Annotated in this window: 13 protein-coding genes and 1 rRNA gene; 4 read left to right on the top strand and 10 right to left on the bottom strand. The window is 71.1% G+C overall.

Annotation, left to right across the window (positions count from 1 at the left end; all coding sequences use genetic code 11):
* Positions 1 to 144: 144 nt before the first annotated feature.
* Positions 145 to 261: ribosomal RNA gene (gene rrf / locus D581_RS0124985) — 5S ribosomal RNA — on the top strand.
* A gap of 96 nt (positions 262 to 357) precedes the next feature.
* Here the strand turns inward: rrf and D581_RS0124980 are convergent.
* Genes D581_RS0124980 through D581_RS0124965 form a run of 4 tightly spaced genes read right to left on the bottom strand, consistent with a single transcriptional unit; the run spans position 358 to position 4,196 of the window.
* Positions 358 to 1,023, bottom strand: coding sequence for a response regulator (locus D581_RS0124980; RefSeq protein WP_018959924.1), 666 nt, complete (start codon positions 1,021 to 1,023; stop codon positions 358 to 360).
* Complete coding sequence (locus tag D581_RS0124975; protein WP_018959923.1) at positions 1,020 to 2,363, bottom strand: histidine kinase; 1,344 nt, start codon at positions 2,361 to 2,363, stop codon at positions 1,020 to 1,022. The genes D581_RS0124980 and D581_RS0124975 overlap by 4 nt, the downstream gene beginning before the upstream one ends.
* 19 nt (positions 2,364 to 2,382) lie before the next feature.
* Complete coding sequence (locus D581_RS0124970; protein WP_026290884.1) at positions 2,383 to 3,225, bottom strand: ABC transporter permease; 843 nt, start codon at positions 3,223 to 3,225, stop codon at positions 2,383 to 2,385.
* Positions 3,222 to 4,196 carry an ABC transporter ATP-binding protein gene (locus D581_RS0124965; protein WP_018959920.1) on the bottom strand — a complete coding sequence of 325 codons (975 nt, stop codon included), beginning with the start codon at positions 4,194 to 4,196 and terminating at the stop codon, positions 3,222 to 3,224. Before D581_RS0124965 ends, D581_RS0124970 begins: the two co-directional genes overlap by 4 nt.
* 179 nt (positions 4,197 to 4,375) lie before the next feature.
* Between D581_RS0124965 and D581_RS0124960 the strand changes: the two genes are divergently transcribed.
* The gene (locus D581_RS0124960) at positions 4,376 to 4,936 is read left to right on the top strand and encodes a GNAT family N-acetyltransferase (RefSeq protein ID WP_018959919.1); all 561 of its coding nucleotides are present in this window, start codon (positions 4,376 to 4,378) and stop codon (positions 4,934 to 4,936) included.
* An 80-nt stretch (positions 4,937 to 5,016) separates the two neighbouring features.
* Here the strand turns inward: D581_RS0124960 and D581_RS0124955 are convergent, their stop codons facing one another.
* The 6 genes from D581_RS0124955 to D581_RS0124930 all read right to left on the bottom strand — a co-directional run bounded on the left by D581_RS0124955 (position 5,017) and on the right by D581_RS0124930 (position 12,409).
* On the bottom strand, positions 5,017 to 6,645 hold the full coding sequence (locus D581_RS0124955; protein WP_018959918.1) for a TraM recognition domain-containing protein: 1,629 nt from the start codon (positions 6,643 to 6,645) through the stop codon (positions 5,017 to 5,019).
* A 1-nt stretch (position 6,646) separates the two neighbouring features.
* Entirely contained in the window at positions 6,647 to 8,065 is a 1,419-nt protein-coding gene (locus D581_RS0124950; protein ID WP_032752959.1) for an ATP-binding protein, read from the bottom strand.
* Positions 8,066 to 8,122: 57 nt separating this feature from the next.
* A complete protein-coding gene (locus D581_RS0124945; protein WP_018959916.1) occupies positions 8,123 to 9,673 on the bottom strand; it encodes an SCO6880 family protein in 1,551 nt (516 codons plus the stop codon).
* Complete coding sequence (locus tag D581_RS0124940) at positions 9,670 to 11,061, bottom strand: hypothetical protein (protein WP_486585877.1); 1,392 nt, start codon at positions 11,059 to 11,061, stop codon at positions 9,670 to 9,672. The genes D581_RS0124945 and D581_RS0124940 overlap by 4 nt, the downstream gene beginning before the upstream one ends.
* On the bottom strand, positions 11,051 to 11,920 hold the full coding sequence (locus tag D581_RS0124935) for a DUF8175 domain-containg protein (RefSeq protein WP_018959914.1): 870 nt from the start codon (positions 11,918 to 11,920) through the stop codon (positions 11,051 to 11,053). Before D581_RS0124935 ends, D581_RS0124940 begins: the two co-directional genes overlap by 11 nt.
* A 180-nt stretch (positions 11,921 to 12,100) precedes the next feature.
* Positions 12,101 to 12,409, bottom strand: a complete 309-nt coding sequence (locus D581_RS0124930; protein ID WP_003968086.1) for a hypothetical protein — start codon at positions 12,407 to 12,409, stop codon at positions 12,101 to 12,103.
* A 596-nt stretch (positions 12,410 to 13,005) separates the two neighbouring features.
* On the opposite strand from D581_RS0124930, the gene D581_RS0124925 reads away from it, so the two are divergent.
* Both D581_RS0124925 and D581_RS0124920 read left to right on the top strand, forming a co-directional pair.
* Complete coding sequence (locus D581_RS0124925; RefSeq protein ID WP_018959913.1) at positions 13,006 to 15,426, top strand: alpha/beta hydrolase; 2,421 nt, start codon at positions 13,006 to 13,008, stop codon at positions 15,424 to 15,426.
* Positions 15,423 to 16,007, top strand: a complete 585-nt coding sequence (locus D581_RS0124920) for a hypothetical protein (RefSeq protein WP_018959912.1) — start codon at positions 15,423 to 15,425, stop codon at positions 16,005 to 16,007. Before D581_RS0124925 ends, D581_RS0124920 begins: the two co-directional genes overlap by 4 nt.
* Positions 16,008 to 16,111 lie beyond the last annotated feature (104 nt).

The following is a 16,111-nucleotide window of genomic DNA, read 5'->3' as shown; positions in this document are numbered from 1 at the left end:
GCCAGATGTGGAAGCCCGGCAACGGGTGGAGCTGACTGGTACTAATAGGCCGAGGGCTTGTCCTCAGTTGCTCGCGTCCACTGTGTTAGTTCTGAAATAACGAACGGCCGTGTTTTCATCCGGTGTTGGTTAATTTCATAGTGTTTCGGTGGTCATTGCGTTAGGGAAACGCCCGGTTACATTCCGAACCCGGAAGCTAAGCCTTTCAGCGCCGATGGTACTGCAGGGGGGACCCTGTGGGAGAGTAGGACGCCGCCGAACAATTTTTCCGGGAAAGCCCCGTGCCTTGTGGCACGGGGCTTTTCTGCGTTCCAGGGTCTTTGAGGAGACGTTTCCGTACCCCTCCCCACGCATCCCCTACATCGGGGTGACGAGGCGGGTGTCGTAGGCCAGGATGACCGCCTGGACGCGGTCCCTCGCGCCGGTTTTGGCGAGGATGCGGGTCACGTGCGTCTTCACCGTGGACTCGGCGAGGTGGAGGCGGGCGGCGATCTCCGTGTTGGACCAGCCCTGGCCGATCACGGTGAGGATCTCCCGTTCCCGTTCCGTCAGCGCGGTGATGCGCGGGTCCGCCGCACCCGGTGCACCGGGTGTTACCGGGAGGTGGTGGACGTAGGCGTCGAGGAGGCGGCGGGTCAGGGTCGGGGCGACCACCGCGTCGCCCGCGGCCACCGCGCGGACGCCGGCGAGGAGTTCCTCGGGCAGGGCGTCCTTGACCAGGAAGCCACTGGCTCCGGCGCGCAGCCCGTCGTAGGCGTACTCGTCGAGGTCGAACGTCGTGACGATGAGGATGCGGGTCCTGGCGCCCGAAGCGATGATGCGCCGGGTCGCCTCGATGCCGTCCAGGCCCGGCATACGGATGTCCATCAGCACGACGTCCGGGTGGTGGCGGGTGACCAGGCCGACGGCCTCGGCGCCGTTGCCCGCCTCGCCGACGACCGTCATGTCGTCCTGGCTCTCCAACAGCATGCGGAACCCGAAGCGCTGCATCGGCTGGTCGTCCGCGATGAGTACGGTCGTCACGGGTGCGTGTCCTCCAGGGGAAGGCGGAGCGTTATCTGCCATCCGCCGTGGTTCGGCAGCGGGCCGGCCTCGACGGTGCCGTCGTAGAGCGCGGCGCGTTCCCGCATGCCCATGATGCCCTGGGCCGGCAGTGCGGCTTCCTCCGCGTCCGCGGTCGTGCCGGTTCCGGTGCCCGTATCGGTGATGCGGGCGTCGAGGTGGGTGCGTGAGTAGGTGAGCGTGACCGTCGCGGACGTGGGCCGGGTGGCGTGCTTGAGGGTGTTGGTCAGTGCCTCTTGGACCACTCGGTACACGGTGAGTTGGCGGCCCGGGGTGAGCGACCGGGCGGGGGGTTCGCCGTGGAGTGCCAGGTGGACGGGGAGCCCCGCCCGGCGTACGCGTTCGATGAGGGGGGCCAGTTCGTCGAGCGTCGGCTGCGGGGCGCGTACGGCCTCGGGGTGGTCGTCGCGCAGGATGCCCAGGAGACGGCGCAACTCGGACAGGGCCTGCCTGCTGGTGGCACCGATGGCTTCCAGCGCCTGGCCCGCCCGTTCCGGGCTCTTCCGGGCCGCGTACGCGCCGCCGTCCGCCAGGCCCGTGATGACGGACAGGTTGTGGCCGATGATGTCGTGCATCTCCCGTGCGATGCGGGTGCGTTCGGCGGCGGCGGCGAGCCGGGCCTGCTGGTCGCGTTCGTGCTCCAGCCGGTGGGCCCGCTCGACCAGGGCCTCCGTGTACTCGCGGCGCGTGCGTACCGCGATCCCCAGCAGGACGACGAAGGCCAGGCCCCAGACGTACGAGACCACTTGCTGGCCCCAGGTGGAGGCGATGCGGACGCCGATGGCCAGGACCGGGGTGACGAACAGGGCAGCCGCGGCCCCGACCGTACGGAAAGAGGAGCGCAGGACGATCTGGAACACTGGGATCAGCTGGAGGAGTGCGGCCTGGACCACGGCGCCCGTCCAGACGTTCAGCAGGGACGCCGGTGCCATCAGCAGCAGTACGGCCATGGGGTGCGTCCGGCGCCACAGCAGCGGCAGCGAGAAGCAGAGGCTCATCAGGAGCACCAGCGGTTCGGCTGCCGTCGCGTCGTCGTCTGCGACGGTCCGCCAGCCGCCGGAGGTGTAGTCGAGCACCGCCGCCACGACCCAGAATCCGGTCACCGCGGCGTCCCACACCCGTGGCCGGCGTCGGTCGAAGGCGCGGAGGCGGTCCAGGGCGTTGCGGATGATGCGGGTGAGGGGGGCCGTGCCGCCGGTGCCGGTGCCGGTGCCGGTGGTGGTGGATCCGGTGAGCGGGGGTGGTGCTGGGGCCACGTCGGGGGCCGGAGGTGTGCCGGTGGTCGGGGGGTGGTCCGTCACCTGGTCGCTCCTCGTGGGGTCAGACGTCGCGGCGGTCGAGCGCCAGCGCTGCCGCGGCCAGTGTCGTGCCCGCCCACAGGGACAGGGCGAGCAGGGCGGGGCCGGGGGAGATGGTGCCCGGGATGGGAGTGGCGGAGCCCAGGGCGCCGGCGGCCTGGGTGGGAAAGTACATGATGGCGCGCTCCACGGCGTCGTACGGGAGCATCCCGAGGATCTCCGGCAGGATCATGACACCGCCGATGAACGCGCCGATCGCGCCCGGTACCGAGCGCAGCAGCGCGCCGAGGCCCAGGGCGAGCAGGCCCAGCAGGGTGAGCGCCGCCGCGTTCCCCGCCAGGGCGCGCACGATGCCCGGGTCGGTGAGCGAGGCGGCCTGGTCAGTGTCGTGGAGGAAGGCCTGGACCGCCGCGAACGTGACCAGGGCCGTCGCGAACATGACCGTGAAGACGGTGGCGGCGAACACCGCGGCCTTGGCCCACAGGACGGGGAGCCGGGCGGGTACGGCGGTGAGCGAGGAGCGGATCATCCCGGTCGCGTACTCGCCGGCGGTCATCAGGATGCCCAGGACGACCAGGCACAACTGGCCGAGCATGCTGCCGTACAGGGTCAGGACGATCGTGTCGACGTCGGAGTCCCCGCCGCCGGAGGTGTAGGTCCCGCCCATGATCAGGCCGACCCCCAGGACCATGACGACCGCGGAGACGACGGTGATCCAGGTGGAGCGCAGGGAGTGGAGTTTGTGCCATTCCGAGCGCAGGATCCGGGGCGCGGTGATCCGGTACTGCGGTGACGGTGACGGTGACGGGGGTGATGGCGGTGGGGTCGGGCTCGGGGATTGCAGGGTGGGCTGGGCCGTGGTCATGCTGCTGCTCCGGTGAGAGGGGAGGAGGCGGGAGTCGCCGGTGTCCGCTGCTGCGGCCGGTGGTCCACCGATTCCTGGGTGAGGTCCATGAACGCCTGCTCCAGCGACACGGTCTGCGGCGTGAGTTCGTAGAGCGTGATCGCGTGTGCGGCGGCCACGCCTCCGATGTGCGCGGCGTCCGCTCCTCGGATCCGGAGTTCGTGGCCCGGGGCGTCGGCGGTGGCGGCACGGGTGGCGGTGATGGTCACGCCCGGGCCCGTCAGGTGGGCGCTCAGGTCGTCCGGCTGCGGGGTGACGACCTTGACGGACGTCCCGCCCGCCGAGCGGATCAGATCGGCCACCGTGGTGTCGGCGAGGAGCCTGCCACGGCCGATGACGATCAGGTGGTCGGCGGTGAGGGCCATCTCACTCATCAGGTGGGAGGAGACGAGGACCGTACGGCCTTCGGCGGCGAGGGAGGTGAGGAGGGTGCGGACCCACAGGACGCCTTCGGGGTCCAGTCCGTTGACCGGTTCGTCCAGGATGACGGTGGAGGGGTCGCCGAGGAGTGCGGCGGCGATGCCGAGCCGCTGGCCCATGCCGAGGGAGAAGCCCTTGACTCTCCGGTGGGCGGCGCCGGTCAGCCCGGCGAGGTCGATGACCTCCTCGACCCGGCGGCGCGGGATGCCGTGGGTGTGGGCGAGGGCCATCAGGTGGTCGAGGGCGGACCGGCCCGGGTGGACGGACCGGGCCTCCAGCAGGGCGCCGACCTGGGTGAGGGGCGCGGGGTGGGTGGCGTAGGAGCGCCCGTTGACGGTGGAGTGGCCGTGCGTCGGGGCGTCGAGGCCCAGGAGCATGCGCATCGTCGTGGATTTCCCGGCGCCGTTGGGGCCGAGGAAGCCGGTGACCGTGCCGGGGCGGACGGTGAAGTCGAGGTCCTGGACGACGGTTCTGTCGCCGTACCGCTTGGTGAGTCCGTGTGCCTTGATCATGCGGTCGACGCTACGGAGACGGCGCGGCACGGTCGTCCGACCGGGGGTTGGACGTGGGCGTGTGGCGTAGTACCGGGGTACGACGGGTGTGGGGGGCGAGGCGGGAGCGGTCGCGTTCCCGGTGGTGACGGTGGGGTTAGTCGGTTGAACGTAGGGCGGGCGGGGGTGAGGATCGGGGGATGGATCATGTGATGCGTGCGGTGCGGGCCGAGGAATGGCCGCAGGTCAGGCGGTTGCGGCTGGATGCTCTGAAAGACCCGGCGGCGCCGGTGGCGTTCCTGGAGTCGTACGAGGAGGCCGCGGCGAAACCGGACGCCTTCTGGCAGGAGCGCGCCGCGGCCGCTGCCGAGGGCGGGGGCGATCGTGTCCGGCAGTTCGTCGCGGAGTCGCCCGAAGGGGTGTGGGTGGGTACGGTCACCGTGCTCGTCGAGCGTCCGGAGGACGATGCGCGCTTCGGAGAGGCCGCTGAGGTGGACCAGGCGCACCTGGTCGGTGTGTTCGTCCGTCCCGAGGTCCGGGGGACCGGGGTGACGGACGCGCTGTTCCGGGAGGCCGTCGCGTGGGCGTGGTCGCTGTCCTCGCCCCGGCTGGAGCGGGTGCGCCTCTATGTGCACGAGAGGAATCTGCGGGCCGCCGCGTTCTACCGGCGGTTCGGATTCGTCCCCTCCGGGCAGCGGATCCCGGCCCCGGGCGACCGGGGCGAGCTGGAGCTGGAGTACGTCCTCGGGCGCGAGGGGTAGCGGCGCTCCCGGGCCTTTCGTCCGGCCGGCGCTCCGCTGTCTTCCGTCCGGCTTTCTCGTCTAGCCCGTCTGGCTTTCGTCTAGACGGTGCCCGGGGCGGGGGCGTGCAGGCGGTCCTGCCAGCGGGCCCGTCCCTGTTCGCGGGAGCGGAGCAGCACGAGGGCGGGCATGCCCCGGTTCTGGCCGGTCGCGAGCAGTTCCGGGAGCTGGGGAAGGGGCGCCACGGCCGCGATGTCGTCGAGGACGAGCGTCATTGGTGGGTCGAGCCGACCGTCGGTTGACCGTGCGGCCATGCGGCGGCCGTGCTCGACCACGTCTGCGGCCAGCGCGGTGAGGAGGGGCATCGCGCCGGGGCGGGAGCGGGGATCCTCGATGGATTCGCCCACCAGATAGAGCGTTCCCCCTTCGTCCGCAAAAGATTCCAGCGCGAGGGAATCCGCTCGGTTCGCCGTGCAGGCCTCGCGGATGTGCACCGTGGACAGTGCGGCGAACGCCCGTACCGTCAGTTCCTGGGCCACTTCGCGGCGTTCGGGATAGGCGGTGAGGGCGGACTCCAGCAGCCCGGCGAGTCCGGACGCGGCCTTGGGGTGCGTACGGAGGAGGCGTACCGGTTCGTGGGCGCCGGAGCCGGAGGCCCAGCGGAGGACCTGGCGGAAGGGGCGGCCGTCCACCGCGGCGGCGTGCAGCCAGCACTGGAGGAGCGTCTGCGCGGTGTCGGCCACCGCCGCGTCGATCCGGGCCTGCGGGCGTACCGGGGCGAGCAGGGCGGCGGCGCGTGCGGCGGCGACGTCGCGGAGCTCGCAGCCCGCGGTGGGCGACCAGTGGAGGCGGGCGGGGGTGTCGCAGAGGTGGCCCGGGTCGTAGACGAGGACCGGGCCGAGCTTGGCGCGGGCGTCTTTCGTCTCGGCCCAGACGGTGGGGTCCGAGGTGACGACGAGGGCGGGGCCCTCGGCGTCGTGTACGGCCCGGACGACGGTGGGGCGACGGGCGGGGGCGGGAGCGTAGACGAGGAGGGGGGTGCGGGGGGACGGGAGGGAGAGGGGGTGGGGGTGGTCGTGGGTGGGAGGGGCGTCGGAGGGGGCGGTTCCGGGGGGCTCCTCGGAGGTCCCGGGGGCTTCGGGGGGCCCGGGGGTGTTCAGGGTTTCGTGGGCGGCCTCGGGGGGAGCGGGGGTCTCTGTGGCCGCGGGTGTGCTTGCGGTGGCGGCGCCGGGGTGAGTGTGCGTCACCGCTGCTGCCGGTGCTTGGAGCTGGGCCGGCGGTGGGTTCTGTGCGGGGGGCCGCTTCTCCTGCGTGCCGAGGGCCCGTTCCTCGCGGCGCCGTTCCCGTACGGCACGGCCACGGGCCACGACTCCGAGCGTGAACACCACGAGGACCACCAGCACCATCAGTTCGCCGATGAACAGGCCCCAGAACAGGCCGTACCCGGAGAGCTGGGCCGGGGGTGTCCCCGGCCAGGCCGCGGCGAGGTCCTGGGGGGCGGTGGCCAGTTCGCGCAGGGCGAGCGGGGACCCGGTGAACGTCACGCCGTCCGGCCAGGCCCCGTGGGCGAAGAGCCCGGCGAGGCCGGTGGCCGTCCAGCCGACCAGGGTGGCGGCGAAGAGGAGGCCCAGGAGGCCGATCAGCAGGCCGTCCGGGACGCCGCCGCCCTGGGGCCGGTCGTGTCCGTCGTGATGGGCCGGGCCACGGCCGCGTGCCGGCTGGCGTGCCATGTCATGCCACCGTTGACTCTGACGACTCGTTCATCCGTGCTTGGTGCTCGATGCGGGCCGCCCGTTGTTCCGCCTCCAGCTCGGCGGCGCGGATGTCCTCGGGAAGCAGGTCGTCCGTCGATCCCTCGGTCATGGCGCGGTCGGTGAACACCAGGGGGCGTTCGGCCTCGGTGATCAGGTGTTTGACGACCTGGACGTTGCCGTTGACGTCCCAGACGGCGATGCCGGGGGTGAGCGTCGGAATGATCTCGACGGCCCAGCGGGGCAGGCCGATGACCCGGCCGGTCGCTCGGGCCTCATCCGATTTCTGGGCGTAGATCGTGCGGGTGGAGGCCATCTTGAGGATGGCCGCCGCTTCCTTCGCCGCGGCTCCGTCCACCACGTCGCTGAGGTGGTGGACGACGGCGACGAAGGAGAGGCCGAGGCGGCGTCCGAACTTCAGGAGGCGCTGGAAGAGCTGCGCGACGAAGGGGGAGTTGATGATGTGCCACGCCTCCTCGACCAGGAAGATGCGCTTCTTGCGGTCGGGCCTGATCCAGGTGTGCTCCAGCCAGACGCCGACGATCGCCATCAGGATCGGCATCGCGATCGAGTTGCGGTCGATGTGCGAGAGGTCGAAGACGATGAGGGGCGCGTCGAGGTCGATGCCGACGGTGGTGGGGCCGTCGAACATGCCGCGCAGGTCACCGTCGACCAGGCGGTCCAGGACGAGGGCGACGTCCAGGCCCCAGGCCCGTACGTCGTCTATGTCGACGTTCATCGCCTCGGCGGACTCGGGCTCCGGGTGGCGCAGCTGCTCCACGATGTCCATCAGGACCGGCTGGCGGTCGGTGTTGGTCGCGGTGACGTAGGCGTGGGCGACCTTCAGGGCGAAGCCGGAACGCTCGTCGAGGCCGTGGCCCATCGCTACTTCGATGATCGTACGGAGCAGGGCGAGCTGGCCGGTGGTGGTGATGGAGGGGTCGAGGGGGTTGAGCCGGATGCCGCCGTTGAGGGCTGCGGTCGGGTCCAGGCGGATGGGGGTTATGCCCAGCTCCTGGGCGATGAGGTTCCATTCGCCGACGCCGTCCTCGCCCTGGGCGTCGAGGACGACGACCTGGCGGTCACGGAAGCGGAGCTGGCGTAGGACGTAGGTCTTCTCCAGCGCCGACTTGCCGTTGCCGGACTCGCCGAGGACGAGCCAGTGGGGGGCGGGGAGCTGTTGCCCGTACAGCTGGAAGGGGTCGTAGATGTAGCCCTTGCCGCTGTAGACCTCGCGGCCGATGATCACGCCGGAGTCGCCGAGGCCCGGGGCTGCGGTGGGGAGGTAGACGGCCTGGGCCTGGCCCGTCGACGTACGGACGGGGAGGCGGGTCGTCTCCACCTTGCCGAAGAGGAAGGAGGTGAAGGCATCCGACAATGCGGACAGGGGGTCTCGCATGGTGGGAGTGCCCTCTCTTGTCGCGGTTCGGTTCGGTGTGCTCTGGGGGTGGCCGCGTCAGCGGCGGATGCCGGTGGCGAACGGGAGGGTGTTCACGAAGGCCCGGTGGTGCTCGCGGTCGCACCACTCCAGCTTGAGATACGACTTGCCCGCCGAGGCGCGGATGGTGCGCTTGTCGCGGGCGAGGGCCTCGGGTGAGCGGGACGACACCGTGATGTACCCCACCAGGTTCACTCCGGCCGCACCGCTGGCGAGATCTTCACCCCGCTGGTCGAGCCGGCCGTGGGCGGCGATGTCGCGGGGGTCGACGGTGCGGTTCATCTTGGCCTGGCGGCTGGCCTCGGCGTCGTCGTTGGTCTTCTCGGTCAGCATGCGTTCGATGGCCACCTCGGTGGGTTCGAGGTCCATGCAGACGGCGACCGTACGGATGACGTCGGGGGTGTGGACGAGGAGCGGGGCGAGGAAGTTGACGCCGACGGGGGTCATCGGCCATTCCTTCACCCAGGCCGTGGCGTGGCACCAGGGGGCGCGGGTGGTGGACTCGCGGGTCTTGGCCTGGAGGAACGTCGGCTCGACCGCGTCCAGTTCGGCGGGCCAGGCGTTGCGCTTGGTCATGGCCTGGATGTGGTCGATGGGGTGGTCGGGGTCGTACATGGAGTGGACGAGGGAGGCCAGGCGGCTCTGGCCGAGCGGCTGGCGTACCCGGATGTCGGCCTCGGCGAGGCGGGCGCAGATGTCGGTGAGCTCGCGGGCCATGACGACGGCGAGGCCGGCGTCGCGGTCGAGCTTGCGGCCGCCGTGGGGGCGGGCGGCGCGGGCCATGGCGTTGGCCTCGGCGGCCAGTTCGCGGCTGTAGTGCATACAGGCGACGAGGTAGGCGCGGTGCTGCTCGCTGGAGGTGGAGACCATGGACTGGAGCTGGTCGTAGGACTCCTGGAGCCAGCCCGGGGACGCCTTGTCGCCGCGCTGGGCGACGTCCTTGGCGTGGGCGTCGGGGTCGGCGGGGAGGGTGCGGGCGAGCATCTGGAGGCGGGTGACGAAGCCGTCGCCGTTGGCCACGTGCTTGAGGAGGGTGCCGAAGCGGTCGACGAGGGCTTCCTGGTCCTCGCTGTCACGGAGGCCGACGCCGGGGCCCTCGATCTCGATGGCGGCGGTCACGGTGCGGCGGTCGGCGTGGAGGAGCACGGCGATCTCGTCGGGGCCGAAGGGGGCGGCGAGCCAGCTGATCCGGCCGATGCCGGGGGGCGGTCCGATCTCGACCTCACGGCCGTCGGAGCTGACGCCCGCCTCCATGGCGGTGGAGCGGTAGGCGGTGCCGCGGCGCAGGGAGCGTTTGAAGCTGCGGTTGATCTCGAACCATTTGTAGAAGGTGCGGCCCTTGTACGGGACGTACACGATGGCGAGGGCCAGCATCGGGAAGCCGACGAGGCAGACGATGCGGAGGGAGAGGACGGGGACGAGGAGTCCGCTCATCATGCCGAGGAACGCGCCGGCGATGATGAGGGCGATCTCGCCGGTCTCGCGGTTCTTGCCGACGATCGCGTTCGGCCGGGCGCGGCCGATGAGATACGTGCGGCGGGGCGTCATCGTGTGGGACTGGGTGGTCAACGCCCTCCACCTCCTGTGTTCGCGTTACCTGTGGTGCCGAAGCCGCCTCCGCCTCGGGAGGAGCGGCTGCTGTGGGGTGTCCCGGAGGTGGGTGCGGACCCGCTGCGGGGCGAGGGGGCGGCGCCGCCTCCGCCGGTGGTGCGGGAGCTGTGGGCGGCGACGCCGCCGCTGGCCGGGTTGGCGGGGCGGGCGCCTCCGCCTCCGCCGCTGTTCTGGTCGTTGCGGCCGCTGTGGGTCTTGATGCCCTGGGAGACGAGGGCGGCCGGGGAGCTGATCATGGCGGCGGCCTGGGAGCCGTCGGTGGCCTGCTTGCGGTTGGTGCGGGCGCCCTGGATCTCGTCGCCGAAGCCGGGGACGAAGCGGTAGATCATGGCGGAGGCGAAGATGGCCAGCAGGATGATGGAGAGGCCGGAGACGACGGCGGAGAAGGCGTCGGGGCCGTCGCCCGTGGAGAGTGCTCCGGCGAGGCCGAGGACGATGACGATGACCGGCTTGACCATGATCACCGCGATCATGATGCCGGCCCAGCGGCGGACGTGGCCCCACATGTTCTTGTCGACGAGACCGGCGTAGACGACGATCCCGAGGAGCGCGCCGACGTAGAGCAGGGCGGCGCGGATGACGAGTTCCAGCCACAGGATGCCGGCGGCGAGGATCGAGACGAGCGAGACGACGATCAGCATGATCGGCCCGCCGCCGATGTCCTCGCCCTTCTTGAGGGCTTCGGCGAACGAGCCGAAGAAGACGTCGGTCTGGCCGCCGGTGGCGGAGGAGATGACCTCGGTGACGCCGTCGGTGGCGGAGACGATCGTGTAGAGGATCAGCGGGGTGAAGGCCGAGGCGAGGACGGTGAGCCAGAGGAAGCCGACGGCCTCGGAGATCGCGGTGGTGAGGGGGACGCCGCGGATGGCCCGCTTGGCCACGGCGAGGAGCCAGAGGACGAGGGTGAGGATGGTGGAGGCCGCGAAGATGACGGCGTACTGCTGGAGGAACTTGGGGTTGGTGAAGTCGACGTCGGCCGTGGACTCGACGGCCTCGCTGAGCTTGCCGACGATCCAGGAGGCGGCGTCGGCGCAGCCTCGGGCCAGGGAGGAGAGGGGGTCGAGGGACTCTGTCGGGTCGGGGGACCCCGGGACGCTGCTGGGAGCGCTGTCGCTGTCGCCTTCCTCGCAGAACTTCTTCACCTCGCCGAACAGCAGGCTGCAGTCGTTGCTGGGGCTCGGTGAAGGCGTCGGGGTGGGCGTCGGGGTGGGGGTCGGCTCTGCTGCCGCGCGTCCGGCGAACGTCAGGGCGACGGCTTGCAGTCCGATCAGCGTGGTGGCCACCGAACGGAAGCGGTGCTGGGGACTACGGCGCTGGGGACCACGGCGCTTGGGGCTACCTGGCATAAGTGAAGCCTCCGTACTCCTCGACGGCCTTGCTGATCGCGTCCGACCGGGAAGCCGCGACATCACCGGGAACCGGCGCCGGGCCGTCGCTCTCGGATGATCCCGTCACTTTCCAGTCACCGTCCAACCACGACAACTGGGCCGTCCACGTCTTCCAGGTGGTGCTGACGGGCTTGGTGGAGTCCTGACCGGACATGCCGATGAGCCCCGTGTACCAGACGGCCACCTTTGCGGTGTCGTCGTCGAACGCGAGCACCTTCGTGCCCACGGGAACCGTTCTCGAGATGAAGGTGCTGCCCTCCGGGGCGCTGCCGTCGGGGTCGAGACCGAGGCGCGCGAGGAACTCGGCCGAGTAGGCCAGGTCCTGAGGTGCTCTGAGTTTCTCCGCCGCCGCGGGCGAGTAGACCGTGTCGAGGATCTGGTGGCGGCTCTCCTTCGTGAACATCTCCGCGGACCCCAGCGCCACCGCGTAGTTCGCCGCGGCGCTCTGCGCCCCCTGTTCGTCGCGGGCGAAGCCGGAGGCGATCGTGCCGTTCCTGCCCTGGACGGGCTTGGTGCCGGTGGCCGCGGTGGGGGTGCTTCCCGCGGCCCCGGGCTTCTTGGCGTCCGGGGCGGCGTCCCCGTCGCCGCCACCGCCCCGGTTGGCGAAGGCGATGGCAGCGATGAGGAGGACCACGACACCGGTGATCGTCACGAGGGAGCGGGAGTTGCGGACCGGGCGGCGCGCCTGAGGGAGCCCGGCGTCGCCGTCGGGGAGACGGGTGCGGGTCTGACGGGTGCCGCCGAGGGTGCTGTACGGGTCGTCCGGGCGCCCCCCCTGGTCCTTGCCGCGGTAGTCGTGCTCGTCACCGGGACTCATGCCGCGTTCGCTCCCTCGGTCGTGTGCGGATCCGCGCAGGACGACGGTAGCTGTGCTGGTTGCCGCTTGAGCGCGGTGTGGTGACTCGACATCAGGGAAACGCGACCTCAGCCGGTGGGCACGACGGGCGGATGGTGGGGAGCGGGCAGGGGCGGCCCGGCGGAGCCGGCCGGCGGAGGGTCAGACGGCCATTCCGTAGACGATGGTGAACAGGGTGCCCAGGGAACCGATGATGAAGACCCCTGTCAGTCCTGCCACGATCAGGCCCTTGCCCTGCTCCGCGCTGAACGTGTCGCGGAGTGCCGTCGCCCCGATGCGCTGCTTCGCCGCGCCCCAGATCGCGATGCCGAGGCAGAGCAGAATGGCAATGGCCATCACCACCTCGATCATGATGCGCGCCTCGTTGCCCAGCGTCCCGAACGGCCCCCAGTCCGGAGCGATTCCGCCGATGATGGTGGTGATGTCGCCCTTCTCTGCTGCCAGGATCATGTAAGTCACCGCCCCTGTTGGGTAGTTCGCTGCCCGTGCCGTTCGGCACGGGTCGCCTTCTATCTTCGCTGATGAAACCGCGCTCGCACGACGCCTTCCCGGGTCTCTTTACCCGGATCTCGCACGTTTGACCGGGGCGGTCGCCCTGACCTGCGGCTCGTCCGGCTCTTCACGCACACGTCTGGTTACTCTGTGTATCACGGGGTGTGACCAGGAGCAACGACGATGGCCATGGGTTCCTGACGCGGTTGCAGCGTTCGCGGGGCACGGCGTGTTCGTATGCGCCGTTCGAGAGCCGTCGGTGCGCCGGGTCGGCTGCCTGTTCGACGCTTCGCCAGAGGGTGCCGCGGCCGACGTGGCGGCGGATCGGGGCAAGTCGTCTCAACTGGGCCGGTGTGTGCGGGCTTTGAGCCCTGTATTGGGTCCTGGGGCCCATGTCGTGCCCCCTGCCCGTGTGGTCGCATACGCGGAGTGACTGATCTGTCGCCCGTTTCGCCCACTCACGAGGTAGGGGACTGCTCTTGTCCGGCATACGAAGAAGCGCGGTCCCTGTTGGCGTCGATGTAAGCGCTGCCGCCGCGGATGCGGGGCGGTTGATGCCCCGGCCGTTGCAGGCGGTGCTGATCCTGCTGCACGTTCTCTTCGTGGCCACCCTGGTCGGCGCGATCAGGGCCCTGTCGACGGCGTCCTCGGTGGACGCGGTGGACGGGTACCTCCTCGGGCTGTTGCTCTACGCGTCGTTACCCGGCATCGGCGCCTTCGTGCTGTCGCTGTACGTCCGCAAGGGCGGCGTCCGGGTCTGGTACGGGCTTCTCGCCGTTCAGGCGTGGATCGTCCTCGGCGCCCTCGCGGAGCTGAGCGGCGGCGCCGGGGCGGGGGGTGTCGCCCGGCTGGTGATACCGACGGCCGCCATCGTGCTGCTGTGCCGGCCGGGGAGCCGTCGATGGTTCAGGAGCGGTCTGGAGCAGCGGGCCGAACAACGGCTGTTCAGCTTCACCCGGATGATGAAGCTCCGCCGCGACGCCGGGCAGACCGCGCTGGAGTATCTGGGCCTCGTCCTCGTGGTCGTCGCGCTCGTCGGCGGGCTGACGGCCACCGGAACCGGCAGGCAGCTCACCGCGGAGATCCGTAGCGCGATCTGCGAGCTCACCGGTGGCTCGTGCCCGGCCCCGGGACATGACGTCGTGGCCGGCGGAGGTAGCGCCGACGGCAGCGGCAGTGGCAGCGGGAGCGGCGGCAACAGCAGCGGTCCCGGTGGTGCTCCGGGGGCCGGTACGGACGGCGGTGCTGGAGCCGACGGCGGCGGTGGCAGTGGTGACGAGTCCGGTCTTACCGGCGGTACCGGCGGTGGCACCCGTGACACCGGAGGTACCGCGACCACCGGAAGCACGGGCGGCCCTGGCGGCACTGACGGCGCTCGTGGCACTGGTGGCACTGGCGGAGACAGCGGCGGCACCGCCGGGAGCGTCGGCAGCGGCTCCGGTGACGCCGTCGGCTCCGGTGACACGTCAGGTCCCGAAGGGGGCGACCAAGGCGGCGGCGTCTTCCCCCCGAGCGATGCCATCGTGCCGGTCGACGCGGGTAGACCTGCGGGCCCCGACGGCGGCGGGTTCCTCGACGGGTTCCTCGGGGACGGGCTGGGCGGTGATGTCCAAGGGGTCGTCGACGCGGTCCTGCGGCCGGGCGAGAGCGGTCGGCGCATCGTCGACCAGTGGGGGCGCGACACCCGGGGCGCGGGGGAGAAGTGGGACCGGGGCGACTACGTCGGCGCCGCCTGGGACTGGAACAAGGCGGTCGGCGGCGCCGGCGCCGGGCTGGCGATACCCGGCTCGGGGGCGCGGGTCGACGCCGAGGTGCGGGACGCCGAGCGCGCGCACCTGAGCGGGCGCATCCCGCAGAACGCCACCCCCGCCGGGAACAAGGCCTGGTGGGACGGGCTCTCGCCGGAGGAGCGCGACCGGTACGTCGAGCTGGTCCCGGAGCGGGTCGGCAATCTCGACGGCATCCCGGTCCTCGCGCGCGACGCCGCCAACCGCAGGAACCTTCCCGCGCTGATCGACAAGCTGGAGGGCGTCGACACCGACAAGGCCCGTGACCAGCTGGCCGGGCTGCGGGAGATCGAGCGGCAGATCGAGGAGGACGGGAAGCCGCCCATGTATCTCATCGGGATCGGTGACGAGGGCAACGGGCGGGCCATCGTCTCGTTCGGCAATCCGGACGCCTCGCGGAACGTGTCGGCGTACGTACCGGGGCTCAACACCTCGCTCGACGAGGAATTCGCCAAGAACGACCTCGGGCGGGCCCGGGACACCGCGATCGGGGCGCAGGGATACGACGACTCCACGGCGTCCATCGTCTGGCTCGGGTACGACGCGCCGCAGCTGCCGGACAAGGACGGGGCGGCGGGCTACTTCGCCGTCATGGGCACGGGGCGCGCGGAGAAGGGCGGGGCGGCCTACCGCGACTTCATGGGCGGGATCTCCGTGACCAACCAGAACAAGGACCCGCACCTGACGGCCATCGGGCACTCCTACGGGTCCCGGACCGTGGGCGCCGCGGCGGCCCGCCCCGGCGGGATTCCCGGGGTCGACGACATCATCCTGGTCGGCAGTCCTGGGGTCGGCGTCGACCACGCCGTGGACCTCGGCGTCGGCAGCGAGCACGTCTTCGTGGGCGCCGCCGCCAACGACCCGGTGACCAAGCTGCCCTCGAAGACCCAGGTGGTGGTGGGCGGCATCGGGCTGGCGCTGGGCGGCCCCGGTGGGGCCTATCTGGGCGGCGACCTGGCCGATCCGGGCGACGACGACCTGTGGTTCGGGAAGGATCCGGCGAGCAAGGCGTTCGGGGCGCGGCGCTTCCCGGTGGCCGACGGTCCGCCGCTCGTCAGCGGGAGCGGTGTCAGTCTGGACTCGCACTCGAACTACTTCAGCCCGGAACGCGACGCCGTGTCCGCGGACAGCATCGCCCTGATCGTGTCGGGCAACGCCGACCGGCTCAAGATGGAGGAACCGAAGTGAGTCGAGCGAAGCGGGCTCTGCCCCTCGGCGCGGTGGTCCTGGCCCTGGGTGTGGTGCTGTCCGGGTGCGGGAGTGAGGACACAAGCGCGCGCGACGGCGGCGTGAGCACCGGAAAGGAGCGCGGGATGGACATGCAGGAGGCTGCCGAGCAGTCCGACGCGATGCTGGACGCCGTCCTGAAGGGCATCGACCCCGATGTGCGGTGGGCGCACGGTCCGACCACCACCCGCGCCTGCGGTGTGACCCGCCGACGGGCCGTCATGACCGTCGTCTCCCCCGAACTCCGTCAGACGTTCCTGGACCGCGCGGAGACGTTCTGGCGGAAGAACGACTACCGGATCAAGGCGGTCAACAAGGACGAGAAGTTCCCGGCGGTCTACGCGGTCACGAAGAGCGGATTCGGTGTCAGCGTCTCCTTCCGGGGGAAGGGGCAGGCCTTCCTGGAGGCCGACAGCCCGTGCGTGGAGGAGTCCGAGGTCGCCGCTCCCACCGCCGAGCCGAACGGTCCGGCGTACAAGGACGTCTATCCGCTGCCCCGGCCCGACGTGCGCTCCGACTTCTGGTCCGGGGACGGCGGCTGAGGCCGCGTCACCCCTGGTGCCGGTGAGCCGTCGGCGCCCCCGTGTGCTTCGGGTGCGCCGGGTGTGCCGCGGATGACTCGTACACACCGTCGAAAACGGCTCTG

The organism is Streptomyces sp. CNB091, assembly GCF_000377965.1.
The sequence above is the reverse complement of the archived record's forward strand: the minus strand, read 5'-3'. Positions and strand labels throughout refer to the sequence as shown.

What these genes read in the sequence shown, in the direction of transcription:
- D581_RS0124965 (WP_018959920.1), bottom strand. Translation starts at nt 4,196, where the DNA reads ATGATCAAGGCACACGGACTCACCAAGCGGTACGGCGACAGAACCGTC.
- D581_RS0124930 (WP_003968086.1), bottom strand. Translation starts at nt 12,409, where the DNA reads ATGATCCTGGCAGCAGAGAAGGGCGACATCACCACCATCATCGGCGGA.
- D581_RS0124935 (WP_018959914.1), bottom strand. Translation starts at nt 11,920, where the DNA reads ATGAGTCCCGGTGACGAGCACGACTACCGCGGCAAGGACCAGGGGGGG.
- D581_RS0124970 (WP_026290884.1), bottom strand. Translation starts at nt 3,225, where the DNA reads ATGACCACGGCCCAGCCCACCCTGCAATCCCCGAGCCCGACCCCACCG.
- D581_RS0124925 (WP_018959913.1), top strand. Translation starts at nt 13,006, where the DNA reads ATGCCCCGGCCGTTGCAGGCGGTGCTGATCCTGCTGCACGTTCTCTTC.
- D581_RS0124950 (WP_032752959.1), bottom strand. Translation starts at nt 8,065, where the DNA reads ATGCGAGACCCCCTGTCCGCATTGTCGGATGCCTTCACCTCCTTCCTC.
- D581_RS0124940 (WP_486585877.1), bottom strand. Translation starts at nt 11,061, where the DNA reads ATGCCAGGTAGCCCCAAGCGCCGTGGTCCCCAGCGCCGTAGTCCCCAG.
- D581_RS0124955 (WP_018959918.1), bottom strand. Translation starts at nt 6,645, where the DNA reads ATGGCACGCCAGCCGGCACGCGGCCGTGGCCCGGCCCATCACGACGGA.
- D581_RS0124960 (WP_018959919.1), top strand. Translation starts at nt 4,376, where the DNA reads ATGGATCATGTGATGCGTGCGGTGCGGGCCGAGGAATGGCCGCAGGTC.